This is a genomic window from Paenibacillus sp. FSL H7-0716, assembly GCF_038002705.1.
GTDB classification, from domain to species: Bacteria; Bacillota; Bacilli; order Paenibacillales; family Paenibacillaceae; genus Paenibacillus_AQ; species Paenibacillus_AQ odorifer.
This window is the reverse complement of the sequence record NZ_JBBODA010000054.1, coordinates 1-26,607: the sequence shown is the minus strand read 5'-3', so window position 1 is coordinate 26,607 and position 26,607 is coordinate 1. Positions and strand designations below refer to the sequence as shown.

The 26,607-nt window shown below is 46.7% G+C and carries 25 protein-coding genes and 1 other RNA gene; all 26 read left to right on the top strand.

Annotation, left to right across the window (positions count from 1 at the left end; all coding sequences use genetic code 11):
• Positions 1–2,336, top strand: a 2,336-nt coding sequence (locus MHH60_RS31615; protein WP_341161205.1) for an SbcC/MukB-like Walker B domain-containing protein, incomplete at its 5' end; no start/stop codon positions are given.
• Between the two features lie 354 nt (positions 2,337–2,690).
• Positions 2,691–3,050 (top strand): histidine triad nucleotide-binding protein, encoded by a 360-nt coding sequence (locus MHH60_RS31610; protein ID WP_036683863.1) that lies wholly within the window; start codon positions 2,691–2,693, stop codon positions 3,048–3,050.
• A gap of 139 nt (positions 3,051–3,189) precedes the next feature.
• Complete coding sequence (gene rpsU / locus MHH60_RS31605; RefSeq protein WP_036657994.1) at positions 3,190–3,363, top strand: 30S ribosomal protein S21; 174 nt, start codon at positions 3,190–3,192, stop codon at positions 3,361–3,363.
• A gap of 15 nt (positions 3,364–3,378) precedes the next feature.
• A complete protein-coding gene (locus MHH60_RS31600) occupies positions 3,379–3,822 on the top strand; it encodes a GatB/YqeY domain-containing protein (RefSeq protein WP_036683862.1) in 444 nt (147 codons plus the stop codon).
• Between the two features lie 118 nt (positions 3,823–3,940).
• Positions 3,941–5,326 carry an NfeD family protein gene (locus MHH60_RS31595; protein WP_076136578.1) on the top strand — a complete coding sequence of 462 codons (1,386 nt, stop codon included), beginning with the start codon at positions 3,941–3,943 and terminating at the stop codon, positions 5,324–5,326.
• Between the two features lie 55 nt (positions 5,327–5,381).
• Positions 5,382–6,386: a flotillin-like protein FloA gene (gene floA, locus MHH60_RS31590; RefSeq protein ID WP_036683849.1), complete on the top strand. Its 1,005-nt coding sequence runs from the start codon at positions 5,382–5,384 to the stop codon at positions 6,384–6,386.
• 18 nt (positions 6,387–6,404) lie between these two features.
• Positions 6,405–6,983, top strand: coding sequence for a hypothetical protein (locus MHH60_RS31585; RefSeq protein WP_076136576.1), 579 nt, complete (start codon positions 6,405–6,407; stop codon positions 6,981–6,983).
• Positions 6,984–7,157: 174 nt separating this feature from the next.
• Entirely contained in the window at positions 7,158–7,451 is a 294-nt protein-coding gene (gene yqfC, locus MHH60_RS31580) for a sporulation protein YqfC (protein ID WP_036683844.1), read from the top strand.
• Complete coding sequence (yqfD, locus tag MHH60_RS31575) at positions 7,448–8,629, top strand: sporulation protein YqfD (RefSeq protein WP_076136574.1); 1,182 nt, start codon at positions 7,448–7,450, stop codon at positions 8,627–8,629. Before yqfC ends, yqfD begins: the two co-directional genes overlap by 4 nt.
• Positions 8,630–8,644: 15 nt before the next feature.
• Positions 8,645–9,616 (top strand): PhoH family protein, encoded by a 972-nt coding sequence (locus MHH60_RS31570; protein WP_036683834.1) that lies wholly within the window; start codon positions 8,645–8,647, stop codon positions 9,614–9,616.
• Between the two features lie 14 nt (positions 9,617–9,630).
• Complete coding sequence (locus MHH60_RS31565) at positions 9,631–11,886, top strand: HD family phosphohydrolase (RefSeq protein WP_036683831.1); 2,256 nt, start codon at positions 9,631–9,633, stop codon at positions 11,884–11,886.
• Positions 11,883–12,380 (top strand): rRNA maturation RNase YbeY, encoded by a 498-nt coding sequence (gene ybeY / locus MHH60_RS31560; protein ID WP_076136572.1) that lies wholly within the window; start codon positions 11,883–11,885, stop codon positions 12,378–12,380. Before MHH60_RS31565 ends, ybeY begins: the two co-directional genes overlap by 4 nt.
• Positions 12,380–12,775, top strand: a complete 396-nt coding sequence (locus MHH60_RS31555) for a diacylglycerol kinase family protein (protein WP_076136570.1) — start codon at positions 12,380–12,382, stop codon at positions 12,773–12,775. Before ybeY ends, MHH60_RS31555 begins: the two co-directional genes overlap by 1 nt.
• A gap of 261 nt (positions 12,776–13,036) precedes the next feature.
• Entirely contained in the window at positions 13,037–13,498 is a 462-nt protein-coding gene (locus MHH60_RS31550) for a cytidine deaminase (protein WP_256715165.1), read from the top strand.
• Positions 13,499–14,173: 675 nt separating this feature from the next.
• Positions 14,174–15,067, top strand: coding sequence for a GTPase Era (era, locus tag MHH60_RS31545; RefSeq protein WP_036683823.1), 894 nt, complete (start codon positions 14,174–14,176; stop codon positions 15,065–15,067).
• Positions 15,068–15,179: 112 nt separating this feature from the next.
• Positions 15,180–15,323, top strand: a complete 144-nt coding sequence (locus tag MHH60_RS31540; RefSeq protein ID WP_076098533.1) for a YqzL family protein — start codon at positions 15,180–15,182, stop codon at positions 15,321–15,323.
• A 36-nt stretch (positions 15,324–15,359) separates the two neighbouring features.
• Positions 15,360–16,115, top strand: coding sequence for a DNA repair protein RecO (recO, locus tag MHH60_RS31535; RefSeq protein ID WP_036683821.1), 756 nt, complete (start codon positions 15,360–15,362; stop codon positions 16,113–16,115).
• A gap of 420 nt (positions 16,116–16,535) precedes the next feature.
• Positions 16,536–17,423 (top strand): glycine--tRNA ligase subunit alpha, encoded by an 888-nt coding sequence (gene glyQ / locus MHH60_RS31530; protein WP_036683820.1) that lies wholly within the window; start codon positions 16,536–16,538, stop codon positions 17,421–17,423.
• Entirely contained in the window at positions 17,416–19,491 is a 2,076-nt protein-coding gene (gene glyS, locus MHH60_RS31525) for a glycine--tRNA ligase subunit beta (RefSeq protein WP_076136566.1), read from the top strand. The genes glyQ and glyS overlap by 8 nt, the downstream gene beginning before the upstream one ends.
• A gap of 168 nt (positions 19,492–19,659) precedes the next feature.
• Positions 19,660–20,133, top strand: coding sequence for a YaiI/YqxD family protein (locus MHH60_RS31520; RefSeq protein WP_370511502.1), 474 nt, complete (start codon positions 19,660–19,662; stop codon positions 20,131–20,133).
• Positions 20,134–20,157: 24 nt separating this feature from the next.
• Complete coding sequence (dnaG, locus tag MHH60_RS31515) at positions 20,158–21,993, top strand: DNA primase (RefSeq protein ID WP_232061436.1); 1,836 nt, start codon at positions 20,158–20,160, stop codon at positions 21,991–21,993.
• A gap of 40 nt (positions 21,994–22,033) precedes the next feature.
• Entirely contained in the window at positions 22,034–23,167 is a 1,134-nt protein-coding gene (gene rpoD / locus MHH60_RS31510; protein WP_036683799.1) for an RNA polymerase sigma factor RpoD, read from the top strand.
• A 110-nt stretch (positions 23,168–23,277) separates the two neighbouring features.
• Positions 23,278–24,102, top strand: coding sequence for a hypothetical protein (locus MHH60_RS31505; RefSeq protein ID WP_076136564.1), 825 nt, complete (start codon positions 23,278–23,280; stop codon positions 24,100–24,102).
• Entirely contained in the window at positions 24,099–24,878 is a 780-nt protein-coding gene (locus MHH60_RS31500; RefSeq protein ID WP_076136562.1) for a tRNA (adenine(22)-N(1))-methyltransferase, read from the top strand. The genes MHH60_RS31505 and MHH60_RS31500 overlap by 4 nt, the downstream gene beginning before the upstream one ends.
• Positions 24,854–25,969 (top strand): Nif3-like dinuclear metal center hexameric protein, encoded by a 1,116-nt coding sequence (locus tag MHH60_RS31495; RefSeq protein ID WP_076098536.1) that lies wholly within the window; start codon positions 24,854–24,856, stop codon positions 25,967–25,969. The genes MHH60_RS31500 and MHH60_RS31495 overlap by 25 nt, the downstream gene beginning before the upstream one ends.
• Before the next feature lie 64 nt (positions 25,970–26,033).
• An RNA gene (gene rnpB, locus MHH60_RS31490) (RNase P RNA component class A) lies at positions 26,034–26,436 on the top strand.
• Positions 26,437–26,607: the final 171 nt, after the last annotated feature.

Here is a 26,607-nt window from a genome sequence, read left to right as displayed (position 1 = left end):
AGGCCGAGCGCGGCGCCCTGCGGCGCGAACTCGCGGCTCTGCGCGAGCGCCGCGAAGAGGCCTCCCGCAAGCTGGCGGAGCTGCGGGAGGGCATGGCCCGGGAGCGTGAGCTTTTGGCCAAGGGCCAAAAGCGCCAGCAAGAGCTGCAGCAGAGCTTGCAGCCGCTCGGTGTCCGCTCCCAGGAGCGGCAGTCTCTGCAAGAAGCGATGCAGAGACTGCAAGGGCTGCACTCCGCCGAATCCCAGTGGGATATGGCGGAGAAGGAGCGCCGCGAGCGTGCCGCTGCACTCGCGGCTGCGCAGGCGCGCCTCGCGGAGGCCGAGGGCCGTCGCGAGCAGCAGGAAGCTTCTCGCGGGCAGCTGATCCGCGAGGCGGCGCTGCATCAAGAGAAGCTGCTGGCGACAGAAGAAGCTGCGTGCACCGCAGCAGAAAGTCTGGAGCAACATATCAGCTCTTTGGAAGCGGCCCTCAAGGGGCATGAGTTGCACAGACTGTCGCTTGGATTGGCTAAAGAATTGGAAGCGGGACAACCTTGCCCTGTATGTGGCAGCGAACACCACCCGGCCCCTGCTGTATTGCAGGATAACGTAGAGCAGCAGGAACTGGAGTTAAAGCTTCAACAGGCGCGTGTGTTGTCCAGACGTGCTTTGGAAGCACGCCATATGTTCCGTGGTCTGCGGGAGCAGGACCTGGTTTGGCTGGAGCAGGTGTTTGGTGATGATGCTTTTGATACGGTAAATCATCCTGCAGCGGCAGGTTCAGAAGTCAGCACTACCGAGGTTTCCTCTACCGATATGTCCATCCCAGATGAAAAAGCTTTGGCAGAACTTGATGCTGCATTTTTAGCATTAAAAAGCCAGTCTGGAGAGCTGCGCCGTACAGCGATACAGTGGCAGCAATCGATGCAGGAAGTTCAGCAGCTATGCCTCAAAGAAGCGGCGGGTGCCGAAGGTGAGCGAAGCTGGGTAGAAGGCCTTACCGCCAAAGCCGAGGAACTGGGTGGCCAACTAACCGCTTTGCGGCAGAACTGGGTACAGCAGTTCCCTGATTTGGCACCGGAAGAGGTGGAAAAAGCTTATCGTGAGCTGTTAGCCAAGGATGCTCAAGCTGAGGAAATTAGATCCCGACTGGAAATCAGTGTCAAGTTTTTGGATGAGAAAAGCGCTTCGGTACAGAATCTTCAGGAGACCATCACCGGACTCGATAAAGAGCTTACTCAGTGGAATACACAGATGGAAGGCAAAGAAGAATTGCAGCGTGAAAAAGAACGGCGTCTTCTAGAGTGGACTAACGGCCGCGCTGCTGCCCCTCTTCTAGCAGAGTGTGAGCGTCGTCTGCAGGAATTGTTAGCAGCTGTGGAGACCAGCCAACGATTACATCTCACGGCAGCGGAAAAAGCGCAGCATGAGATCAAGGAGGCAGCGATTACCCGCCAGGCGGCAGAATCTGCTCGAGAGCATTATGTGACTTCAAGCCATCTGTGGGAGCAAAGCTTAACCTCTTCACCGTTTAGTTCGGCCGCTGAGGTTGAAGGAGCAGCTCTCGCACCTGAAGAGCGGGAAATTTCTTCTTCTCGGGTACGTGCCCATCGTGCTGAAGAAGCTGAAGTCTCATTGCAGCTGCGCAATATTGAAGAGAAGCTTGACGGAGCCAGCTTAAGTGAAGAAGAGTGGCAAGTTAGCCAAGAGAGCTTAAGCGTGTGTAAATCAGAGGATGAGATGTCGCTGCAAGCAAGAGCGCGCGCGGAGCGAGATCTAGAGGATCTGCGGCATCGGCATATTCGCTGGATGGAGCTTGAAGCCCAGCGGCTAGAACATGCTTCTCTACAGGATCATTTGTCCAAATTGCAGACGGTTTTACGTGGAAATGCTTTTGTTGAGTATATTGCGGAGGAACAATTGATGCAGGTGTGCCAGTCTGCTTCTCAGCGGCTTCGTTTCCTGAGCAAACAGCGTTATGCGCTGGAGGTTGATTCGGGCGGTGGCTTTGTAATCCGTGATGATGGAAACGGTGGTGTAAGAAGACCGGTCTCTACGCTTTCCGGCGGAGAGACGTTCTTAACTTCCTTGTCACTTGCACTTGCTCTTTCGGCACAGATCCAGCTGCGGGGGCAGTATCCATTGCAATTTTTCTTTTTGGACGAAGGCTTTGGTACACTGGATCCGGAATTGCTTGATACGGTAATTACCTCACTGGAAAGATTGCATAACGACCAACTGTCTGTCGGCATTATCAGCCATGTTCCAGAGCTTCGGGCACGACTGCCACGCAAGCTGGTAGTCGTACCTGCTGAACAGGGTGGAGGGGGATCTCGGATCCTTTTGGAAAAAATGTGAAGATCTACAATGTGTGTGATTCTTATCACAGATACAGTATCAACGCGCTGTTATAATACAGCTAAGCCGACATTACTTTAGAAACACCTCGGCGGACGTATGGCAGGGAATGAACTCCTTTTCATACGTCCGCCGCCGAATCAGCTTTATAAGCTGTGAAGGGTGTTTCTCTTTTTTTTGTCTTTTTTAGGCCTAACGGTGTTGATATATTTATTTAATGGTTCATTCTGTAACAGATACAGATTAGGGCGGATTATGCTGAGTTTGCTTGCTGCTTTCGTATTTGATGATTATCCTGTATGATTATCTTATGATGAAGTGGAATTTCACCAATTTTTAGGAGGCAAGCACTCTATGGAGACCGTGTTTAGCAAAATTATTGAGGGTACTATTCCTTCCAAAAAAGTATTTGAGAATGAACGTATTCTTGCATTTTACGACATCGAGCCAGCTGCACCGGTACATGTGTTGATCATTCCCAAGAAGTTCATTGCTTCAATGAATGATGTTACACCTGAGGATCTTCCGCTAATTGCTGAAATCCACAGTGTAGCCCAACAGATCGCCAAAGACCTTGGAATTGCTGAGTCTGGTTATCGTTTAATCAATAATTGCGGACCTGATAGTGGACAAGCTGTGCCTCATCTTCATTATCACCTGCTGGGTGGAGCCAAGCTGGGTGCGCTCACTGGAAACTCAGCTTCGCACGCATAGCATAAACATTTAATGTTGAAGAACTTGCCAGAAAAAAGAATAGCACGAAGGTTGACACGTTATTTCCGTTTGACCTATAATGGAGTTTGATAAACCGTGTTATGCTCTTGGACGGTATGGTCGGAGGGAGGGGAAACCTGTGTCTGAAACGAAAGTTCGCAAAAACGAGACAATTGATGCTGCACTTCGTCGCTTTAAACGTTCCATCGCAAAAGATGGTGTCTTGGCTGAGGTGAAGAAACGCAAACATTACGAAAAGCCGAGCGTTAAGAAAAAGCTGAAGTCTGAGGCTGCTCGTAAGAGAAAGTTTTAGGAGGATTACCCACGCATGAATCTTAGCGAGAGATTGAACGAAGATATGAAGCAAGCGATGAAGAGTAAGGACAAGTTCACGCTCTCCACGATTCGAATGGTTCGTTCTACAATAAAGTATCTTGAAATAGATCTGAAGAGAACATTGGACGACAACGAAGTGCTTGATATCCTTAGTCGTGAAATCAAACAGCGCAAAGATGCCCTCCAAGAATTTGAATCAGCGGGTCGCGACGAGCTTGCCGCGAGTACAAAAGCAGAAATCGAGATTATTATTAAATATCTTCCCGAGCAACTTTCCGAAGAAGAAATTAAAGTAATTGTACAGCAGACCATCCAGGAAACCGGTGCTTCTTCGAAGAGCGAAATGGGGAAGGTCATGAGCGCACTGATGCCTAAGGTCAAAGGTCGCGCTGATGGTAAACTCGTGAACCAGGCGGTTCTGCAATTTCTGCAATAATATAGCACTAGCACCTCTTGCAAAAGGGGTGCTTTTCTATGTAATGAAACGTAAATCCAATTTCAGCGTATTAAGGGTTATGAGTTCTGGGTCAAGCTAAAGAAGGGAGGTAAAATCATTGAGAAGATTACGGAAAATACTGTTAGCTAGCATTCCTGTGGTCCTGCTGTTACTCCTCCTGACACCCTTTGCAACGAATGTAAGCGCTGACGGGGCAGCCCCGAAAACACCGGGGGTTACGAACAGTGAGCTGAAACAAGGTCCCGTGTTTATTATTCCGGTAGATCAAAAGATTGAACGGGGTTTGCAAAGCTTTTTGGAAAGAGGATTTGAAGAAGCCGCTAATTATGGAGCAGTCCTTATTCTACTAGAGGTCGATACACCTGGAGGGCTGGTGAAATCGGCAGAAGAGATTGGGACGATGGTAAGAGAGAGTGAAATACCAACAGCTGCCTATATTAAAGGTGATGCCGCTTCTGCAGGCAGTTACATAGCACTTAATGCAGGTGCAATAATCATGAAGCCGGGCAGTATGATCGGCTCCGCTTCCTTGGTAGACATGAATGGTCAAAAAGTAGATGATGCCAAAATGATATCCTACTGGAGATCTAAAATGATCGGTGCTGCTGCTCTGAATGAGCGTGATCCAGACATTGCCGCTGGTATGGTGGATAGTAATTTGGTCGTGGATAAGCCAGAGCTTGGTGTGACTAAGACACAGGGAGAAATCATTGCCTTGTCTAGTGAAGAAGCTTTAAGAGCTGGTTACGCTGATCAAATTACAGATACCCCAGAAGAAGCAATTCATTGGCTTGGATATACTACAGACGACATCTTTCGCGTAGAGCATACCGGTGCGGAAAAAATGTCGCAATTTCTGACCAATCCGATTATTATGACGATTCTGCTGTTCATTGGGATTACAGGCGTTGTAATTGAATTGATTGTTCCAGGCTTTGGTGCGCCAGGAATTATCGGGACGTTGGCTTTTGTGTTATATTTCTTCGGCAACTATGTTGCAGGATTCGCCGGAGCGGAAACTTGGCTCTTGTTTATCATTGGGCTTGTCATGCTCGTGCTGGAGCTCTTTGTGCCTAGCTTCGGAATATTGGGGCTGCTCGGCTCTGTTAGTCTTGTAGCGGGTGTCGTACGAGCTGCTTACAGCTATAAGCATGCACTGCTCAGTCTAGGTATTTCTTTCGTAGCTGCGACTATAGTTGTAGTAATTGTTGCGGTCATATTTAAAGAACGAGGGATCTGGAACAGATTTATTTTGAAGGAAAGTCTTACTAAAGATCAGGGATTTGTACCTGTAGAAGAGAAGCTTAGCTTATTAGGCGCTACAGGAACCAGTATTACTCCACTTCGTCCCTCAGGAACGGCTATGATAGGCGGCGAACGTGTGGATGTTGTTACAGAAGGTAGTTTTATTAGTGCTAATGCACCGGTCTCTGTTATTAAAGTAGAGGGCGGACGGATTGTTGTGAAAGAAATCAAGGAATAAGGTAAACACTGGAACCAATAATAGTTCTACAATAAATTTACGGAGGTTATATAGTATGGGTGAAGCATCTTTGATTCCTATTCTGTTCATCGCGGTAGTGGTGATTATTGTATTGAGCGTGTTTTTAAGTTTCTTCCCGGTTATGCTCTGGATTTCTGCATTAGCATCGGGCGTTAGAATCAGTATTATTACGCTGGTGGCGATGAGACTGCGTCGTGTAACCCCAAGTCGTATCGTTAACCCAATGATTAAAGCGACTAAGGCAGGTCTTGGACTGAACATTAATCAACTGGAGAGTCACTATCTCGCAGGTGGTAACGTTGACCGCGTTGTTAATGCGCTTATTGCAGCACAACGTGCAGATATTCCTTTGGAATTTACTCGCGCAGCAGCCATTGATCTTGCAGGACGTGATGTGCTGCAGGCTGTGCAAATGAGCGTTAACCCTCGTGTAATTGAGACACCAGTTGTTGCGGCTGTTGCTAAGAACGGGATTGAAGTTAAGGTAAAAGCGCGCGTAACTGTTCGTGCCAATATCGACCGCCTCGTGGGTGGTGCGGGTGAAGAAACGATTATTGCCCGTGTTGGTGAAGGGATTGTAACGACAGTAGGTTCGAGTGATTCCCATAAAGATGTCCTTGAGAACCCGGATTTGATTTCGCGGACGGTATTGTCCAAAGGTCTGGACTCAGGTACTGCTTTTGAGATCCTCTCCATTGATATTGCGGATATCGATGTAGGCAAGAACATCGGTGCTTATTTACAAACCGAGCAAGCAGAAGCAGATAAACGCATTGCCCAAGCTAAAGCGGAAGAACGCAGAGCGATGGCTGTCGCTCACGAGCAAGAGATGAAGGCGCGCGTAGTAGAGATGAAGGCGCTTGTTGTGGAAGCTGAATCTCAGGTGCCTATGGCGATGGCTGAGGCGCTCAGAAATGGCCAAATCGGCGTGATGGATTATATGAATATCAAAAACATCGAGGCAGATACCCAAATGCGGGGCTCTCTCGGCAAAATGAATGATCAGGACGACAATAACCGTCCTAACAATAATAAATAAAAGGGGATGTGAATCTCCATGAGCTGGATCTATATTATTGCGGTTATTATATTCGCGATCGTGTCCAATGTGAATAAAGCAACTAAAAACAAGCCCAAAGGAGCTCCTCGCGGGGGGATGCCCACTTTTGGGGGCGGAGAGGATTCGCCGCTCCGCCGGGTAAAACGCCCGGATATCGATGGAGGGCGCCAAGTTGAGTCTGGCAGTGGATTTCCTACTCCTGTTAGCACCTCTTCCCGGCAGTCGATGTCAGAGGATAACCGGGAATATGATGCCTCTCCTGCCTTTCCAGAACCCGCGTATATACCCACTCCAGATTATTCTACTGGAGAAGGAATGTCTTTGGAGCATGCCGATGACGGAGTTGAATTACGCACACAAAGAATGCAAGAAGAGGTGCGGCGTCTTCAATCTGCTTTTGACGGGATAGCGGGTGCAGATTCCAAAAGATCAAATAAGACTAAGAACACAAACTCACCCTCTGCGGCAGACCACACACATGGAACAGGGAGTCGTGACGACCTGCGCAATGGTGTAGTTTGGGCAGAGATTCTGGGACCACCGCGTTCTCGTCAGCCGCATTCTACCCGAAGATAATATTTATTGGATCATAGTAACAGAAAAGCCCCGGCAACCTATCTTTACGATAGGTTGCCGGGGCTTTTTTTTGCTTTTTTCACACTAGAAAGGTCCTCCTTTGTTACTTCTTCTCATAAAAAAAAGCGTTGCCGCATAAGGTGTACAGAAGGCAGGAAGGGGGAACGTCTACTTATGACCCGTATTGGCCGCAGGCTGCGGGGATGGACAAACGGGGTACTGGATCTACCACAGGACTTATTACAGGAAATGCCCCGGATCACCCTGATCGGCAATAAGGAACTGCATATTGAGAACCATCGCGGCGTGCTGCATTTTTCCTCTGGTCAGCTTAAGCTCGCGTTAGCTAAAGGATCGCTTGAAATCACAGGCGAGGGACTTGTCATCCGAAATATTCTAGGCCAGGAATTGGCTGTAGAAGGCGTTATCGGGGAGATTAGATATAACGAAAGCGAGGAGAGATCATGAAGGAGCCACCTCTGTCATCACTGCGGGGGTTCGTTACACTGCATGTGACGGGACCTCAGGTGGAGCGATTTATTAATTTCATTTCTGAAGCAGGAATCATGATTTGGGATGTGAGGCCCGCTGAGGGCGGCGCTTCCCTTAAGCTGCTTCTGGATGATTTTTATGTCCTCCGGCCGATTTTAAAAAAGACAGGCTGTCGTATGCACGTTACCGGTAGAAGCGGACTTCCATTTCTTATGGCGCGGCTGTGGAAAAGGAAATTTTTTGGCATAGGTATTTTGATGTTTGGAATTACACTTTTTATGTTATCTACGATGGTATGGAGTATTAGAGTCGAAGGGAATGAAAAAATTGCCTCTGAGGATATATTGGCTGCTGCTCGCCAAGAGGGTGTGTACCCTTTTCAGTGGATATGGCGTCTGGAGGAGCCGGACAAGCTCTCTAAGGGGCTGCTGGCCCATTTACCGGGTGTTTCTTGGATAGGGCTGCAACGGACGGGGACGAGCATCAAAATTCAGGTTGTAGAGGCTAAACAGCCCGACATCAAACCTTTGCTGAGTCAGCGCCATTTAATTAGCCGAACAGATGCGGTGGTAACAGAAATATATGCGGAGCAAGGCAGACCGGTAGTAGCGCGTAATTCGCGTGTGAAAAAAGGGGATATCCTGATTTCCGGTGCTCTTGGAGACGAAGAAAATGTAGAGTATGTAGTAGCAAAGGGTGAGGTTAAGGGGTTGGTTTGGCATGAGTACAATATCGAGGTTCCGCTTGAAACAACCAATAGCACCTACACTGGGGAGCGTAAGGATCGCACCTATCTCGTGTTGGGGAAATGGGCTATTCAGCTGTGGGGTTATGGTAAATCCTCCTTTGAGAATTCAAAGACGCTCACAGAGCATGATCCGCTGTCTTGGCGCTCTATTGAGCTGCCGCTGGGCCTGATGACTGAGAAGGAAATGGAGATCAATGAAACGAATGATACGATAACTCCAGAAGCTGGAATTGCGAGGGGAATTGAGCGGGCAAAGAATGATATTTTAGCTCGATATGGTGTTGATAGCGTCATCAAAAGTCAAAAAGTTTTGCATGAGAAGAAAGAGAATGGTAAAGTTTATATGAAAGTGATCTTTGAAGTAGAAGAAAAAATTTCCGAAGAACTGCCAATAGTAAACAATTGAGGAGAATGAGGCTACTTGTCAGAACAGACTGCAAGCATTCGTATATCTTTGCAAAATGCGGGAGAAGCGCAATCGCTGTTTGGCCCGCAGGATGGATTCTTAAAAATCATCGAGAGTGAAATTCCCGCCATTATTGATTCGCGTGAAGCAGAGCTAACGATTCGTGGAGCTGAGCGGGAAGTAGACATGCTGGGGCAATTGTTTAATGTGCTGTTGTCTCTCATTCGGAGCGGTTACATACTTACTGAACGTGATGTGCAGTACGCTGTGGAGCTGGCGAAAGATTTTCGTGCTGATCAATTGCTCGATTTGTTCAAAGGAGAAATTACTACAACTTTTCGCGGAAAGCCTATCCGTGTCAAAACGGTCGGCCAGAAGCATTATGTGACAACGATCAAGAAGCGTGATATTGTATTCGGAATCGGTCCTGCAGGAACGGGGAAGACCTACTTGGCAGTGGTGCTTGCAGTTACGGCACTGAAAGAAGGTTCGGTTAAGCGTATTGTTCTTACGCGTCCCGCAGTAGAAGCAGGAGAGAGTCTAGGATTCCTTCCAGGGGATTTGCAAGAAAAGGTAGATCCATATCTGCGTCCGCTTTATGATGCGTTATACGACGTTATGGGGCCCGACCAGGTAGCTAAGGCGCTTGAACGGGGATTGATTGAGATTGCTCCGCTGGCTTATATGCGCGGACGTACATTGGATGATTCATTTATCATCCTGGATGAAGCGCAGAATACAACACCTGAGCAAATGAAAATGTTCCTGACCCGACTCGGCTTCGGGTCCAAAATGGTGATTACAGGTGACGTTACCCAGATTGACCTGCCCCGCGGCAAGAAATCCGGTTTGATTGAAGCCAAAGCGATTTTATCCGGCATAGAAGAACTTGGCTTTGTCTACTTCGCGGAACAGGATGTAGTACGGCATTCCCTGGTGCAGAAAATTATCGTTGCCTATGACCGCTCTGCCGAAAACCTCCAATAAAGGGGATTGTCTTCATGGCTTCAAAGCAACCATCTAAATTAAGCGGATTTGTATATACGAACAACGGATGGAAGTATAGCGCAGTGACACGCTATGCTCTTTTCCTGTTACTCGGACTAGTGTTCTACTTCAGCTTGTCGCCAGAATTGCTACCTAAGAAATATGATATTAAAGAGAATACTTACAGTGCAAAGGAAATAACGGCACCGAAACAAATTAAGGACACCAAAGCTACGTTAAAAGCGGCTGAGGAAGCGGCCGAAAGCGTGTCTCCCAAGTACAAAATTATCCCGATGAGGGCAGACAACCTAGTGACTTCGCTGCTGGACCGGATAGATCGCCTCAATCAGGATGATCTGATTTCGCAAAGCGATAAGACGGGGATTTATCGTGACGAAATTCCGCAGAGAGCCAGCGATTTCATCTTGAATTTCGTAGCTTCCAATCGGGGCAGTGCTACATATTCAGATCACCTTTTGGATGAAATGCAATCTGTCATCAAAGAGCAGACCTATGTTATTCCGGAAGAGACTTACATTAAGATTCCGCGTCTGACCTCTCAGGACATTATCGAGATGAAGCCTGTCGCCCGAGATATTGTAACTAGGCTGATGAATGATCAGATTACGGATGCACAGACTGCTCGCGCCAAGGTAGCGGAACAGGTCAGTATTAGTTCTCTAAGCCAGCGTACAGCGCGTGAGGTTGTTCAGGAGCTTGTGCGTCTTGTGATCACAAGTAACAAGTTCTACGATGAGGATGCTACCAAGGAAGCGAAGGTACAAGCCCGGGAGAACACACCTGATGTGTTCATCGAGCAAGGGGACACGCTTGTTGCTAAGGGGCAGCTAATTACTCCAGAGCTCTACACTCTTTTGGATGAGAATGGCCTACTAAGCAATGAGGTGAATTATTGGCCACAATTAGGCCTATTGATTCTCTCTGCGATGCTTTCCGTCGGTTTGCTTGCGTTCATTCGTTATTCTGGCGGTACCTCAGGCTTTAAGTACAACAATTCCCAGCTATTGATGCTGGTGCTTGTATTTGTTATAACTATTATCTCTATGCGGCTGGCCGCTGTTTTGCAGACCGATGTCCGATCTTATATCGGATTCCTGGCACCAGTGGCGATTGGCGCAATGTTAATTGCAATGCTTCTGGACATGCCTTTGGCCTATTTCTGCTCCATTCTATTCAGTGTACTGGCGAGTGTTATTTTGAATGTGCAGCAGAACTCAATCTTCGATTTTAACTTTGGTTTCTTTGCCATCGTGGTTTCTTACGTGGCTATCTTTGCGACTCACCGTGCGGGTCAACGCTCCACGCTCCTTAAAGGCGGGATTATGGTATCGCTTTTTGGCTGTCTGACAGTCTTTATGCAGATACTGCTAGGTGGAGGGGCATGGAAAGAGGTAGGTACCTTGTATTCGGTTGGTTTTGCTTTTGCAGGGGGGCTATTGACGGCTGTACTTGTGATTGGGCTAATGCCTTTCTTCGAAGCAACCTTTGGTATTCTATCAGCATTGAAGCTGGTAGAATTGTCTAATCCCAACCACCCGCTGCTGCGCAAGCTGCTTACCGAAACCCCGGGAACCTATCACCATAGTGTAATGGTAGGTAACCTGTCGGAGGCTGCCGCGGAAGCGATTGGAGCAGATGGCTTATTATGCCGGGTAGGATCGTATTATCATGATATTGGCAAAACAAAACGTCCGTTTTATTTTATCGAGAATCAGAATAATATGGAAAACCCACATGACTCTATTGAACCGAAGCTTAGTAAATCTATCATCGTTGCCCACGCCCGTGACGGGGTGGAAATGCAACGGGAATATAAGCTGCCAAAGCCAATCCGTGACATTGCGGAGCAGCATCATGGAACAACGTTCCTGCATTATTTTTACCATAAGGCACTGAAGCTGGCGGAAGAAAAAGGTGTCGAGGCTGATTTTACCGAGGAAGATTTCCGTTATCCTGGACCGAAAGCCCAGTCGAAGGAAGCAGCCGTTGTGGGAATTGCTGACAGTGTCGAGGCTGCAGTGAGATCATTGCGTAAGCCAACTGTTCTGCAGGTGGAAACGATGATTGAGAAGATTATTAAAAGTCGACTGGATGATCATCAGTTTGACGAGTGTGATTTAACGATTAAAGAATTGGATATTATTGCACGGACTCTGAAGGAGACGGTTATGGGAATTTTCCATTCACGGATCGAATATCCAGAAGATGTGCGTAAGCCGAAAAAAGAGGAAGGGGCACCTAACCCATGAGTTTGGAGATCGTTTGGGATAACGAGCAGGAAGAATACGAGATAAAGGACGATCTCATTACGCTGCTGGAGAATATTTTGCAAAAAGCAGGTGAAGCGGAAGGGATCGATCGGGGAGAGGTAGCTCTTACTTTTGTCGATAATGTTCGTATACATGAGTTGAATTTGGAATATCGGGGAATTGACCGTCCGACGGACGTGCTTTCTTTTGCTATGAATGAAAGCGGAGAGGACGAGCTGGACATTATATACGAGGTAGAGGAAGGCGAGGCGCTGGAAGATGTTCCAGACGTACTTGGGGATATAATCATTTCCGTAACTCGCGCGCAGGAGCAGGCGCTGGAATATGGTCATTCACTGGAACGAGAGCTTGGTTTTCTTTTCGTTCACGGATTTCTGCATTTGTTAGGATATGATCATCAGGATGAAGCCTCAGAAGCAGAGATGATGTCCAAGCAAGAACAAGTACTATCTCAGGTTGGGTTGACGCGCTAATGGTGAAGAACACGGCGGTAGGGCACAAGAAGTTCTGGCACTCTTTTCGGTTTGCATCGCAAGGCTTAGTGTCGGCATTCAAATCCGAGCTTAACATGAAGGTGCATTGCTGTTTAGCGGTGGTTGTGCTAGTAGCTGCTGCCGTGTTCAGACTTCCGCTGGCCAGTTGGATGTTGCTGCTGTTCTCGATCACGCTTGTCCTAACTGCCGAACTGCTCAATACGGCAATTGAAGCGACGGTTGATCTGATCTCGCCAGAGGTTCATCCACTGGCTAAGAGAGCAAAAGATACCGCCGCAGGAGCTGTGCTTCTCACGGCGGTGTTTGCTGTCTTAGTCGGGATCTATGTTTTTTACCAGCCTGTGATGGACTGGATTAGCGGACTTATGTCATAATCAGGATACAAAATCAATTCAGGGGAGAGGCGGACCCGCGTTTTGCGATTCCGCCTCTTTCGTTACTGAATAAATTCGAAGTGAGTTATGTATCCGAATATATCTCATGAGTTCGCTGATAAAATTTAGTGCACGCTGAGAAAATAACGATAAACGAAACTAATTAGATGTTTACGAAGTGCGTTTTATCGAAGTAATAACAGAAAGTAACCTAAATAAAACAGAGCGTATGCTTACGAAGTGAGTTTTGTGCTAAAAAAAATCAATGAAGTAACTACCCACAAAACTATAGGAGGTCAAAATATGGAGTCTACTCTTCTTATGCAAGAGGCGATTAAAGCACGTGCAAAAGCTTACATTCCATATTCCCGATTCGGAGTAGGAGCTGCCCTTCTTGATCAGGATGGTCATATTCACCACGGCTGTAATGTGGAAAATGCTGCTTTTGGCCCAACCAACTGTGCGGAACGAACAGCACTATTCCGTGCGATTGCGGATGGACACGCTGTTGGTTCTTTTAAAGCAATTGCCGTAGTAGCTGACTCTGACGGCCCCGTTTCACCTTGCGGTGTGTGCCGGCAAGTAATGATTGAGTTGTGTTCACCGGATATGAAGGTTATTCTTGGGAACATGAAGGGTGATATCGTTGAGACTACGGTGGGAGAATTGCTTCCAGGCGCTTTTGGTCCCGTAGATCTGAAGCAAGGACAAGCTCCAGAATAAAATGAGGTTTTGATTTAATGCCTGTGCCTGTTTAAAGGCAAATCAGGCATAGTTAGACGTAGGGTGCTATTTTAATTGCACAATGTACAGTTAAACTGCTACTCTTTCGCACAAAAATGAATTTAGTTGCAGATAGTACAATTAAATTTATGATAAAGTCCATATTTGGCTCTTAAGACAGGATTTAATTGCACAGAATACAACTAAAACACCGAAACCATAAACTCAAACTAAAATTAGTTGTACAAAGTACAATTAAAAGTGTTCTAGTTCTACCAAGTTAGGCTAAACTGGTGCAAACTATGTGTTTTTAGAGTAACATTACGAGGTAAGCGCCGCGGCAAAAGCCGCCAGCGATTCTTTGCACATCGTAACTTGAAACCCTGCCTGTAAACTGCAACTCAGTAATCTTTATCCATGGTGAGCTTAATGCGAACCGTGTTAATAAGCGACAGTGAAGCGTGTCCCCACCAGGGGACATAAGCGCTCATGCACGACTGTCCCTCTAATCCCGCCGAACGTTGCAGGTGCGCCTATTTCCGTGAACCCAGAGGGCCGGCGCCGTCTGGGATCCCCCTTGCTAAGGGGGATTCAGGGGGATCGAAAAGCCTTTTAAAAAAAGATTGAATGATTGAAAAAGATTGAACTAGAAGGTAAGTATGGAAGGAAGATAATATGAAATTCAAATCAGGCTTTGTCGCAATTATCGGCAGACCAAACGTAGGTAAATCAACACTCATGAACCAGGTCATTGGCCAGAAGATTGCCATCATGTCGGATAAGCCACAGACAACCAGAAACAAAATCCATGGTGTTTACACAACAAACACTTCACAAATCGTATTCCTGGACACACCAGGGATTCATAAAAGACAGTCCAAGCTAGGCGACTACATGAACCAGACTGCAATGAGTACACTGGGTGAAGTAGAAGCTGTGTTATTCCTTGTGGATGCGTCAGAGGGCTTGGGCGGTGGAGACCGTTACATTGCCGAGCAATTAAATGGTCTGAAGACACCGGTGATTCTGGTGCTAAACAAGATCGATAAAATAGAGCCGGAAGCTCTGCTCCCGCTTATGGCCCAATATAACAAGCTGCATGATTTTGCCGAAATTATTCCGATTTCTGCGAAGATGGGCAGCAATGTTAACACGCTGTTAGAGCAGGTTGCCAAGTACTTGCCGGAAGGCCCTCAGTATTATCCGGAAGATCAAATCACGGATCACCCCGAGCAATTTGTCTGCGCGGAATTGATCCGGGAGAAAATTCTACATTTGACTCGTGAAGAAGTGCCGCACTCTATAGCTGTAGCCATCGAAGATATGAAGGTTGAGCCTAATGGAGTGGTGCATGTTTCAGCTGTTATTTTTGTTGAGCGTGATTCGCAAAAGGGAATTATTATCGGCAAGCAAGGGGCAATGCTGAAAGAGGTCGGCAGACGGGCTCGGACAGATATTGAGAACCTGCTGGGTTCGAAGATTTTTCTGGAGCTATGGGTAAAAGTGAAAAAAGATTGGCGCAATCAGGACCGCGTTCTGCGGGATTTGGGCTTCCATAAAGACCTATAAGTAATTCCGTTATTCCTCGTTTGGTAGGAATTGCAAGGATAGAACCTGCTCCATCGCACCATCCTAATTCTTGATAAGAGACATCGTCTTTCCCAAGAAAGGATGAATACGAATGCGAAACTTTTCGTGGAAGTATTTTGCAATGACAGGAGACGTCGATGCTTACCTGCTGTATAAGGAAGCTGGCCATCCGCTTGAAGATAGTGGATTACAGCTAGTGGAGGAAGAGAAGGCCTGTGATGAAGAAGCGCAATAAGGACTGGTTGCTTGCCGAATGGTTGGGGGAAGAGGCATGCTACACAGGGTGGAAGGGATCGTCATCCGCAGCATGGACTACGGCGAGGGGAACGCAATTATTACGCTTTGCACCGAGAACGCGGGAAAAGTAGGGGTTCTGGTGCGTGGCGCAAAAAAAGTCAAAAGCCGCCATGCTGCATTGATCCAACTGTTCACCGTTGGGGAATTTGTTTTTTTTAGAAATAACGGAGGACTTGGGACACTGAATTCTGGCGAAATTACGAAGTCTCACCATCCGCTGCGTGAGGATTTGATCAAAGCTGCTTATGCGTCTTATGCGTGTGAACTGCTTGATCGTGTTCTGCATGATGAGGAAACGGGAAGCTTTTGGTTTCGCCAGCTTACGGCCTGTCTTAATGCACTTGAAGAGGACAAGGAACCCGGCGTTATCATAAATGTCTTTGAAATGAAAATCTTACAGGCAGCCGGTTATGGTCCTGAATTCGATTCTTGTGTAATTTGTGGTGCCGAGAAGCCGGATGATCAACTGCTGGTCAGTCCTCGCCTTGGTGGAGCACTGTGCCGCAGTTGTAAACATAATGATCCTCCAGCCATGGAGGTCTCTGCTCGTGCGCTGAAGCTGCTGCGATTATTCGCCAGACTTGACCTAACTAGACTAGGCAATGTGGATGTAAAGGAAAGCAGCCGGGATGAGCTGAAAAAAATTATGCGGGCCTTTATGGATGTGCAACTCGGATTAAAGCTGAAGTCACAAAGTTTCCTAGACCAGCTCGACAAGTACAAGATTTGACGAAAGCTGATTTTTCCGTTACTATAGGATTAGTTTATTATATGATCGCCGTTATGCTCCAATTGGGGAGAGGCGTGCATTGATCGGGAAAGTAGTGGACTGTATTGTCGTTATTCAGCGAGCTGGGGGCAGTGGAAGCCCAGCGGGACAACGTTCATGAACATGGCACCCGGGAGTACGAATGCGGCGAATGAAAGTGGATTTCGTTCTTGTCTTGGCAGTAAACTTGCTCATACAAGGTATGAAATCAAGTAGGGTGGAACCGCGGGAGAATAAGGTAAGCTCTCGTCCCTATGTCTGTTAATCAGGCATGGGGGCGGGGGCTTTTTGTTGCTGTCAGGAGCTAAAAGTGCCGCCTCCATGGTAGAAAGTTTTAGGCAAGCTGTTGTAAAAAACTTGTAAAGCGAAGGAGACGGTATTATGAACTTCCAGCAGATGATTTTGACACTGCAGCAGTTCTGGGCTGAACAGAACTGTATCATCGTACAGCCTTATGACACAGAAAAAGGCGCCGGCACGATGAACCCTATGACTTTTTTACGCTCGCTAGGTCCTGAGCCATGGAGAGTGGCTTACGTAGAGCCTTCACGTCGTCCCTCCGATGGTCGTTATGGAGAGAACCCGAACCGTCTGTATCAGCATCACCAATTCCAAGTAATCATCAAACCCTCACCAGATAACATTCAAGAGATTTATTTGGATAGCTTAAAAGCCCTCGGTATTGATCCGCTCTTGCATGACATCCGTTTTGTTGAGGATAACTGGGAGAATCCGTCGCTGGGCTGTGCAGGTCTGGGATGGGAAGTATGGCTGGACGGTATGGAGATCACTCAATTTACTTACTTCCAGCAGGTAGGTGGCATCGAAGCCAACCCTGTTGCTGTAGAAATCACTTATGGAATGGAGCGCTTAGCCTCTTACATTCAGGATAAAGAAAATGTGTTCGATCTTGAATGGGTAAGCGGTATGACTTATGGTGATGTTTTTCATCAGCCGGAGTTTGAGCATTCTACCTACACTTTTGAAGTATCGGATGTAAAAATGTTATTCTCGCTGTTCAACATGTATGAAGAGGAAGCGCGTAGAGCGATGGAGAAGCATCTTGTGTTCCCAGCCTACGATTATGTGTTGAAATGCTCACATAGCTTTAATCTACTCGATGCACGAGGAGCAATTAGTGTAACTGAACGGACTGGATTTATTACCCGAGTGCGTAATCTTGCCCGCTCCGTAGCGGCAACATATCTTGAGGAACGCGAGAAGCTTGGCTTCCCGCTGCTGAAGAAAGAAGGTGCTGACCGTGTCTAAAGATATCTTGTTTGAGATCGGTCTGGAGGAAATTCCTGCACGTTTTATCCGTGCTGCGATGGAACAGCTGCAAGATAGAATGTCCAAGTGGTTGGATTCTGCACGTATAAACCATGCTGGAGTTACTGCATATGCTACCCCGCGTCGTCTCGCTGTATTTGTTAAGGACGCGGCTGAGAAGCAAGAGGATATTAGTGAAGAGGTCAAAGGACCTTCACGCAAAATCGCGCTGGATGCTAACGGCGACTGGAGTAAAGCTGCACTAGGATTTGCCCGCAGTCAGGGTGTATCTCCAGAGCAATTTACGTTTAAAGAGCTAGCTGGCGTGGAATATATTTATGCCACAAAAAATAGTGCGGGTGTAGAAACTGCTTCTTTGCTCACAGAAGGACTTCTGGGTATTGTAAATGCGATGACTTTCCCGAAAAACATGCGCTGGGGAGCTTACGATTTTAAATTCGTTCGTCCGATTCGCTGGATGGTTGCTCTTTTTGGTAAAGAGATCATTGATTTGGAAATTACGGATGTAAAAGCAGGTAATGTGAGCCGTGGACATCGTTTTCTGGGTACAGAGACTGTAATCTCGGAGCCTGCACAATATGTGGAGAGCATGCGTGCGCAGCATGTACTTGTGGATGTGAAGGAACGGGAAACGCTTATCCTGAATCAAATCAACAAATTGGCTGAAGAGAAAAGCTGGACGATTGCGATTAAAGAAGATCTTTTGGAAGAAGTACTGTTCTTGGTAGAAACGCCAACCGTGCTCTTTGGAACCTTTGATCCATCTTTCTTAGAGATTCCTCAGGATGTGCTGATTACCTCGATGCGTGAGCATCAGCGTTATTTCCCTGTTTTTGATGCAGCTGGCAAGCTACTTCCATTCTTTGTAACTGTACGAAACGGGAATGCAGAATCCTTGGATGTTATCGCTAAGGGAAATGAAAAAGTGCTTCGTGCTCGTCTATCAGATGCCAAATTCTTCTATCAAGAAGATCAAAAGATGAAGATTGACGATGCGTTAGCCAAGCTTGAGAACATTGTTTACCATGAAGATTTGGGCAGCGTAGGGGATAAGGTGCGCCGTATTCGCCAAATCTCTGATCGTCTGGCTGTGAAGCTTGGACTGTCAGCTACTGCTGTGTCCGAAGTAAGTCGCACTGCGGATATTTGTAAATTTGATCTTGTAACTCAAATGGTTTATGAATTTCCTGAGCTGCAAGGAACAATGGGTGAAGATTATGCACGTAAAGCAGGCGAGCCTGAAACTGTGGCAAAAGCGATCTTCGAGCATTATCAGCCACGATTTGCAGGAGATGCTGTACCTTCAACAGAAGCAGGTTCAGTAGTCAGCATAGCAGACAAAATTGATACGATTGTTGGCTGCTTCTCCATCGGCATCATCCCGACAGGATCTCAGGATCCATATGCGCTGCGCCGTCAGGCTGCAGGAATTGTTCAAATTGTGCTTGAGCATAAATTGCCAATTACGCTGCGTGAAATTTTTGAAGCGGCGATTGAAATTCATGAAAATTCAGGAAATACGAAACATTCTGGAGATGAACTACGTATAAACCTGTACGAGTTCTTCGGTCTGCGTGTAAAACGTCTTTTATCTGACAATGTACGCTATGATGTTGTGGACGCTGTTACAGCGGCTGGTTTTGACGACGTAGTAGATGTTGTGGGCAGAAGTCGTGCTCTTATGGCTGCTGTGTCCGACCAAGCAGATTTCAAGATTACCGTAGATTCGCTTACTCGTGTCAGTAATTTGGCAAGTAAAGCAACCAGTGAAGTGATTGATCCTGCTTTACTTAAAGAAGATGCTGAAATGCAGCTTTTCAATACATGGCAGGAGCTTCACACACCTTACCTTGAAGCTATGGCGGCAAAAAATGCCGAAGAAGCACTTCGGATTCTTTCGGGTCTAAAAGACGCCGTTACAACATTTTTTGATTCCGTTATGGTTATGGCGGAGGACGAGCAAGTGCGTGCTAACCGTTTGGCTCTGCTTGCTGGTATTGATGCTGACTCCAAGTCGTTCGCTGATTTCGCGAAGCTTGTCTGGTAATTTTAATCAAGAAAATTTGAATCTTATGGTATAGAATGTTGGTTTGGGGTATAAATATACGGAACGGTGCCAATGCGTCATTTGACATCCGTTCCGTATTTATGCTTAGAAAGAAGGATTTCTTGCGGAGAGGGCGTATATATATTACACGGGAAATTGGTGATGATCATGGAGAAGTCCCAGTCTAGAACGATAGTGGTGGATGGGGATGCTTGTCCGGTCAAAAAAGAGATCGCTGAGGTAGGTCGCACCTTTGGTGTTCCGGTACTTATGGTATCTTCTTATGACCATGCACTGAAAGCTGAAGAGGGTGTAACGGTTGTGCAGGTGGATCGAGGAGATCAGAGTGCCGATCTATATATTGCCAATCATATTACTGCAGGAGATGTGGTATTGACTCAAGATTATGGTCTTGCGGCACTTGCACTAGGTAAACGATGCAGTGTGCTTTCATTTCGTGGTCAGGAATACGACAATTTCAAGATGGATTTTATGTTGGAGGGAAGACATGCGAGGGCCGTGGAACGAAGACGGGGACATTATTCCAAGGGTCCAAAACCCATAACGGCAGAAGAAAAAACTTATTTTCAACATAAACTGACAAAACTTTTAATACTTTTGCAGGAGAATGTGGAGCAATAGCGAATTATATTTATTTGTTAAGAGATGAAGGTGGTTGAAGTGGCTAGCGGACACGGCAATATTCCGGAAGAGGTTATCGAAAGCGTGCTTGCGCGTCATGATATAGTCGATACAGTCGGTAAGGTTGTTCATTTGTCCAAGCAGGGGAAATATTTATGGGGCCTCTGCCCGTTCCATTCGGAGAAAACCCCTTCCTTTACTGTTACCCCCGACCGGGGAGTATTTCATTGCTTTGGCTGCGGTATGGGTGGAAATGCCATCAAATTTAGGATGGAAATCGAAGGATTAACCTTCCCCGAAGCTGTCAGAATAATGGCTGAAGAAAGTGATATTCCCGTTCCAGAAGGTAAGGGAGGTATGATGTCTCCCCCTGATCCGGAACGCGACCGGTTGATTCAAGCTTATGAATGGTCGGCAAAGTTCTATCATTACTTGCTGAAGAACACGGAACACGGCAAAGCCGCTATGGACTATTTAAGAGGCCGGAACTTCAGTGATAAAATGATTGACCAGTTTCAGATCGGATATGCTCCGGACCGCTGGGATACTTTGCTGCAGTTTTTGGAAAAACGAAATTTTGACCTTGCGGAAATGGAGAAAGGCGGACTTCTGTCAGCCCGCGGTGAGGGCAAAGGCTATTTGGATCGTTTCCGTGGCCGGATTATTTTTCCGATTGCCAACCGTACAGGCAAGGTAATCGCATTCGCCGGAAGAATACTTGGAGAGGGTCAACCTAAGTATTTAAATTCTCCGGAGAGTAGATTGTTTAACAAAAGCCGGATATTGTACAATTTGCACCAGTCCAAAGCATCCATTCGCAAAACTCGACAAATCGTCCTGTTTGAAGGATACGGAGATGTCATCTCATCCTGGGAAGCGGGTGTGCATAACGGCGTAGCAACGATGGGAACATCCTTGACGGAAGGTCATGTGGCACTGATGAAGAGCCTGGCTGATGAAATTATACTGTCTTACGACGGTGACCGGGCGGGACAAGCAGCAGCCATGAAGGCCATTCCGATGCTTGAAGGCAGCGGCCTGCGTGTAAAGATCGCCTTACTGCCAAGCGGGGTGGATCCGGATGAATTTATCTCCAAGCATGGAGGAGAAAGATTTAAAGATCAGGTTATTGATTCAGCAGTTTCATCCATAAAATTTAAGCTTATATATCTGAAAAAAAACCATATACTCCTAGAGGAAGATGGCAAAATCGCCTATGTCAAGGAAGCCTTAGAAGTTATTGCTTCACTGCATTCCTCAACAGAGCGAGAGGTTTATCTGAAGGAAATCGCTGCTGAACTCGAACTTTCATATGATAGTTTGAAGCAGGATTGTAATTTACTTAGGGCATCGATGCAAAAAAACATCCCTGAAGGGGATAATAACGACAAAAGGTGGAATAATGGTAGGCATAAAAAAGGGCAGGTGCAGACACCGACCTTACTACCCGCTTATCATGTCGCGGAACGGCGTCTATTGTCCTTTATGATTCAGGACCCGGAAGCCGCCACGTATGTGGGCGAACGCCTCGGAGAAGATTTCAACATCGTTGATCATGCGGCAATTGCTGCTTATCTATATGCCTATTACGCACAAGGCAAACCACCCGGCATTAGTCGGTTTCTATCATCACTTCAGGATGATCGTCTGGAGAAAACTGCGACATCAATATCCATGATGGATACCCCTCCGGACTGGAATATGCAGGTTCTAGATGATTGTATTCGTGAAGTGCGGAAATACCCACTGCAACGCAAAATGGAACAGAAGCGTGAAGAGATGATTCAGGCTGAAAAGTCAGGTGACTTTTTGCGTGCGGCACAAATAGCAAGTGAGATTATAGCCCTAGAGAGACAATGACATGTTGACAGGATGTACCTAGGGAGGAGGGAGTCGAATTATGGCGAACGATCAGCATACTGAATTGGAAGCAGAATTTACTTTGGATCAGGTGAAGGATCAGCTCATTGAGCAAGGTAAGAAAAGATCATCATTAAATTACAAAGATATTATGGAGAAATTATCGCCGTTTGATCAAGACCCCGAGCAAATGGAGGAGTTCTACGAGCAACTCAGTGATTTGGGAATTGAGGTTGTAAACGAGAACGATGAAGAGGTTAACAGCCTACGACCAAGTGAGGATAATGAGGATAAAGACAGCGATGATTTCAGCTTTGATGACGATCTGTCACTGCCACCAGGGATCAAGATTAATGACCCTGTCCGTATGTATCTAAAAGAAATCGGACGCGTTCCTTTGTTGTCGGCTGACGATGAAGTTGAGCTTGCTATGCGGATTAAGAATGGCGATGAAGAAGCTAAACGCCGTCTTGCAGAAGCGAACCTGCGTCTCGTAGTAAGTATCGCAAAACGTTATGTCGGACGCGGTATGCTGTTCCTGGATCTGATTCAGGAAGGTAATATGGGTCTGATCAAAGCAGTAGAGAAATTTGACCATAACAAGGGATTCAAATTTAGTACGTATGCTACTTGGTGGATTCGTCAGGCCATCACTCGTGCGATTGCGGATCAGGCGCGTACCATTCGTATTCCTGTACACATGGTGGAAACGATCAACAAGCTGATTCGGGTTTCTCGCCAATTGCTGCAAGAACTGGGACGTGAACCTTCCCCAGAGGAAATCGCGGCTGAGATGGAACTGACGGTTGAGAAAGTTAGAGAGATCATGAAGATTGCCCAAGAACCTGTATCCTTGGAAACACCAATTGGTGAAGAAGATGACTCTCATCTAGGAGACTTCATTGAGGATCAGGAAGCATTGGCTCCTGCGGATGCAGCAGCTTATGAACTCCTGAAGGAACAGCTGGAGGATGTGCTGGACACGCTCACGGAGCGTGAAGAGAATGTACTTCGCCTGCGTTTTGGCCTTGATGATGGACGGACAAGAACGCTTGAAGAAGTCGGCAAGGTGTTTGGTGTTACCCGGGAACGGATTCGCCAGATTGAAGCCAAGGCATTGCGCAAACTTCGTCACCCTAGCCGCAGTAAACGGCTTAAGGATTTCCTAGAATAGTATTTCATGAACTGGACCTTCTGCTGCTCAGTGGCAGGAGGTTCTTTTATTTGAATTTACGCTGGTAAAAAATGTGTTGACCTTGTGTATCTGGAAAGAAGGAAAAGCCAGTGAATTTGGAAAAACGCGATATCATTATAAAAGAGATTCAGTATTGGAGAAAAAGCAGGTTGCTGCCAGAGCAGTATTGCGATTTCTTAACCAATCTGTATGACGATGAGGATGCGAATAAGGATAACAATCCAATTTCGCTGAGAAATTTACAACAGGGAAGCATCAAAATTTGGCTGTTTTCTTTTGGAATTATTTCCTTGATTTTCTTGATTAGTCTTTATTTTAGCGTTTTTCCTTGGCCTTTGCAACTTGCAACCGCACTATCTGTATTAATTATTTGTTATGGATACTCCGCCGTTTATAAGGACCGGAACAATGTTATCAGCCTTATCCTAGCGGGGCTGGGCAGTGTTTTAACGCTTGGTTTTGGGCTATGGCTGATTGATTTGCATGATCTTGATCCTCAGCTCTGGAGACCTATTCTGATTGGGTGCTGCGGCTTGTTATGGTGTATTTTGGGATTTTTACTTCGGATAGGTTTGTTGCAGTACTGTGGTTTTGCTTTTTGGGCATTACTGTATGCAGGGTTCTTCGGTGGAAGAAGCCCGGAGGCCTCTATATTTGAACTGGAGTTCCTGTGGCTGCCATTGTGTGTGCTGATGGTATGGTTAAGCTGGCTTTTGCATCATAAGGTAAAAGGTGTTGCCAGTGTTTATTTTGCAGTGGGAGTATCGCTTTGGATCATGCCAGAGCTTGACGCTCTTTTATTAAGACAGGATTATCCGCAGTGGATTTCATTGATGCTGATCCTAAAGATTGCAGCAGGGTTAGCTTTGTTGTTTGGGTTTCGAAAAAAATGGATAACGTGGGTGGCAACATGAACAATGTTAAATTATCAGATCGGCTTCAGCAATTGCTGGAGCAAATTCCGCAAGGAAGCAGATTAGCAGATATCGGTTCCGATCATGCCTTGCTTCCTGTGGCTGCTGTCGAAAGCGGTAAGGCTGTGTTTGCAATTGCAGGTGAAGTAAACCCGGGTCCCTTTGATGCTGCTTGTAAGGGCGTTGCAGAGGCTGGACTAGGAAAGGTGATCTCGGTGCGCCGTGGAGATGGCCTTGAGGTTCTGGAACCTGGTGAAGTCAATTGTATCACGATTGCTGGCATGGGAGGCGCATTAATTGCCGCGATTCTGGACCGGGGTCAAAGCCAAGACAAGCTAAAAGATGTTACAACCCTTTTGCTTCAGCCGAATGTAGGCGAGGATATCTTGCGCCGCTGGTTATTAAATAATAAATGGGTACTCGTAGCTGAGAGAATTTTGGAAGAAGACGGGAAGTTATATGAAGTATTGACGGCTGTACCAGAAAATACGGACGCTGGAATTACAAATGAAAGTGTATATCGTGAATTAACCTTGGGGGATTCCGCTAAGGTCCTTGGGCAAGAGGCCTTGCTTCAAATGGGACCATGGCTGCTTCAAGCGCCAAATGTTGTGTTTTTTGCTAAGTGGCAGGGTGAGATTCAGAAATTGGAAGGCATTTTAACATCGTTGTCACGTTCAGAACTAGAATCTGCTGAGAATAAACGGAAACAGATTCAAGGTCAGATCAGGGAAATCACGGAGGTGCTACAATGTTTGCCAAGGGACAAACAGTAATTCAGTATATGGAGCAGCTGGCTCCTAAGCATTTAGCTGAGGATTGGGATAAAATTGGCCTTCAACTGGGCACGCTGCAAAAAGAAATCACTAATGTATTAGTTGCTTTAGATGTGAATGATGAGGTAGTTGAAGAAGCGATTCGTCTTGGCTGCAATTTGATTATTGCGCATCATGCGATTATTTTCCGTCCCTTGCAAGGAATCCAGACAGACACACCGGCGGGCAAAATGTATGAAAAATTAATCAAGAATGACATTGCGGTGTACATCAGCCACACGAATCTGGATGTTACCGAGGGTGGAATGAATGATTGGATGGCTGAAGCTCTTGGCATAGAAAACGGAGTACCCATCAAAGACATTCACTCAGAGCAATTATCAAAGCTGGTAGTATTTGTGCCGAAGGATCATCATCAGAAGGTTCTGGACGCTATCCTGAATGCTGGAGCAGGGGCAATTGGCAACTATAGTCATTGCAGCTTCAATATCGAGGGATACGGTACTTTTATTCCAGGAGAAGGCACGGATCCTTATATCGGGGAAAAAGGTAAGATGGAACGTGCCGAGGAAATTCGTATCGAGACGATCGTCCCGCACTCCATCCGCAATAAAGTGGTGCAGGCTATGCTTAAGGCCCATCCTTATGAAGAGGTTGCCTATGATTTGTACTCAATGGATCTTAAAGGCCGCAGCTTAGGACTTGGGCGGGTAGGAAAGCTCAAAGAGCCTACAACCCTTGGACAATTCGTGGAGACGGTAAAAAAAGGTCTGAAGGTAGATCATGTACGGGTTGTGGGTGATTTGGACCGTCCGATTCGTAAAGCTGCTGTTCTCGGTGGCTCGGGTGGAAAGTATTATAACAGTGCTATTTTCCGCGGTGCGGATGTCCTGGTTACTGGGGATCTGGATTATCATACAGTACAGGATGCTGCGCTCGCCGGAATCACTCTGATTGATCCGGGACATAATGCGGAGAAGATCATGAAAGAGAAAGTAGCGGAGTGGATGGCTGGAAAATTGGCCGAGCATAAGTATGATACAGCTGTTCATGCTTCGCAGGTGAATACGGAGCCATTTAAGTTCCTATAAAATTGCCATTTAATAATGCTTGTGCCAGACATGTGATGTCTGTATAATATATAATGTTGTTCGGAAAGTTTGACAGACAATCGCCGGTGACGTGAAGACGTCACGGGAGGAAAGTCCGGGCTCCATAAGGCAGGATGCTGGATAACGTCCAGTCGGCGCGAGCTGAAGGATAGTGCCACAGAAATGGACCGCCGATGGCCGCCTTAGGGCGGCACAGGCAAGGATGGAACCGAGGTGTAAGAGACCCCGAGGAACGCTGGTGACTTCGTTCCTGGTAAACCCCATCTGGAGCAAGACCTAATGAGACGCAGCTGAATAAGCAGCCTTAGCCTGAGGCGCGTCTAGGTTGGTCGCTGGAGCTGTGCAGTAATGTATGGCCTAGATAGATGATTGTCGCTTATGGTGGGAGGGTAGTTCCCGATCGAACCACGACGAGCACAGAACCCGGCTTACGGCAAACTTTCCTAACTGCAACGTTATAATAACAACACCATACAAACGGCGACGTATCCCGATAACCCGGCTTACGGCGCCTTTTTTGTTGCAAACAAATGCGGATAAGGAAAATATATAAAGCGGTGAATGTGATAACATGCAGGGATTTGGATCGTGATATGCAGAAATGAGACTATTTAGAA

Coding starts and splice junctions, on each gene's coding strand:
- MHH60_RS31585 (WP_076136576.1), top strand. CDS start 6,405: ATGAGCTGGATCTATATTATTGCGGTTATTATATTCGCGATCGTGTCC.
- MHH60_RS31555 (WP_076136570.1), top strand. CDS start 12,380: ATGGTGAAGAACACGGCGGTAGGGCACAAGAAGTTCTGGCACTCTTTT.
- MHH60_RS31610 (WP_036683863.1), top strand. CDS start 2,691: ATGGAGACCGTGTTTAGCAAAATTATTGAGGGTACTATTCCTTCCAAA.
- ybeY (WP_076136572.1), top strand. CDS start 11,883: ATGAGTTTGGAGATCGTTTGGGATAACGAGCAGGAAGAATACGAGATA.
- dnaG (WP_232061436.1), top strand. CDS start 20,158: ATGAAGGTGGTTGAAGTGGCTAGCGGACACGGCAATATTCCGGAAGAG.
- glyQ (WP_036683820.1), top strand. CDS start 16,536: ATGAACTTCCAGCAGATGATTTTGACACTGCAGCAGTTCTGGGCTGAA.
- MHH60_RS31540 (WP_076098533.1), top strand. CDS start 15,180: ATGCGAAACTTTTCGTGGAAGTATTTTGCAATGACAGGAGACGTCGAT.
- MHH60_RS31500 (WP_076136562.1), top strand. CDS start 24,099: ATGAACAATGTTAAATTATCAGATCGGCTTCAGCAATTGCTGGAGCAA.
- MHH60_RS31495 (WP_076098536.1), top strand. CDS start 24,854: ATGTTTGCCAAGGGACAAACAGTAATTCAGTATATGGAGCAGCTGGCT.
- recO (WP_036683821.1), top strand. CDS start 15,360: ATGCTACACAGGGTGGAAGGGATCGTCATCCGCAGCATGGACTACGGC.
- era (WP_036683823.1), top strand. CDS start 14,174: ATGAAATTCAAATCAGGCTTTGTCGCAATTATCGGCAGACCAAACGTA.
- MHH60_RS31520 (WP_370511502.1), top strand. CDS start 19,660: ATGGAGAAGTCCCAGTCTAGAACGATAGTGGTGGATGGGGATGCTTGT.
- yqfD (WP_076136574.1), top strand. CDS start 7,448: ATGAAGGAGCCACCTCTGTCATCACTGCGGGGGTTCGTTACACTGCAT.
- floA (WP_036683849.1), top strand. CDS start 5,382: ATGGGTGAAGCATCTTTGATTCCTATTCTGTTCATCGCGGTAGTGGTG.
- MHH60_RS31565 (WP_036683831.1), top strand. CDS start 9,631: ATGGCTTCAAAGCAACCATCTAAATTAAGCGGATTTGTATATACGAAC.
- yqfC (WP_036683844.1), top strand. CDS start 7,158: ATGACCCGTATTGGCCGCAGGCTGCGGGGATGGACAAACGGGGTACTG.
- MHH60_RS31600 (WP_036683862.1), top strand. CDS start 3,379: ATGAATCTTAGCGAGAGATTGAACGAAGATATGAAGCAAGCGATGAAG.
- rpoD (WP_036683799.1), top strand. CDS start 22,034: ATGGCGAACGATCAGCATACTGAATTGGAAGCAGAATTTACTTTGGAT.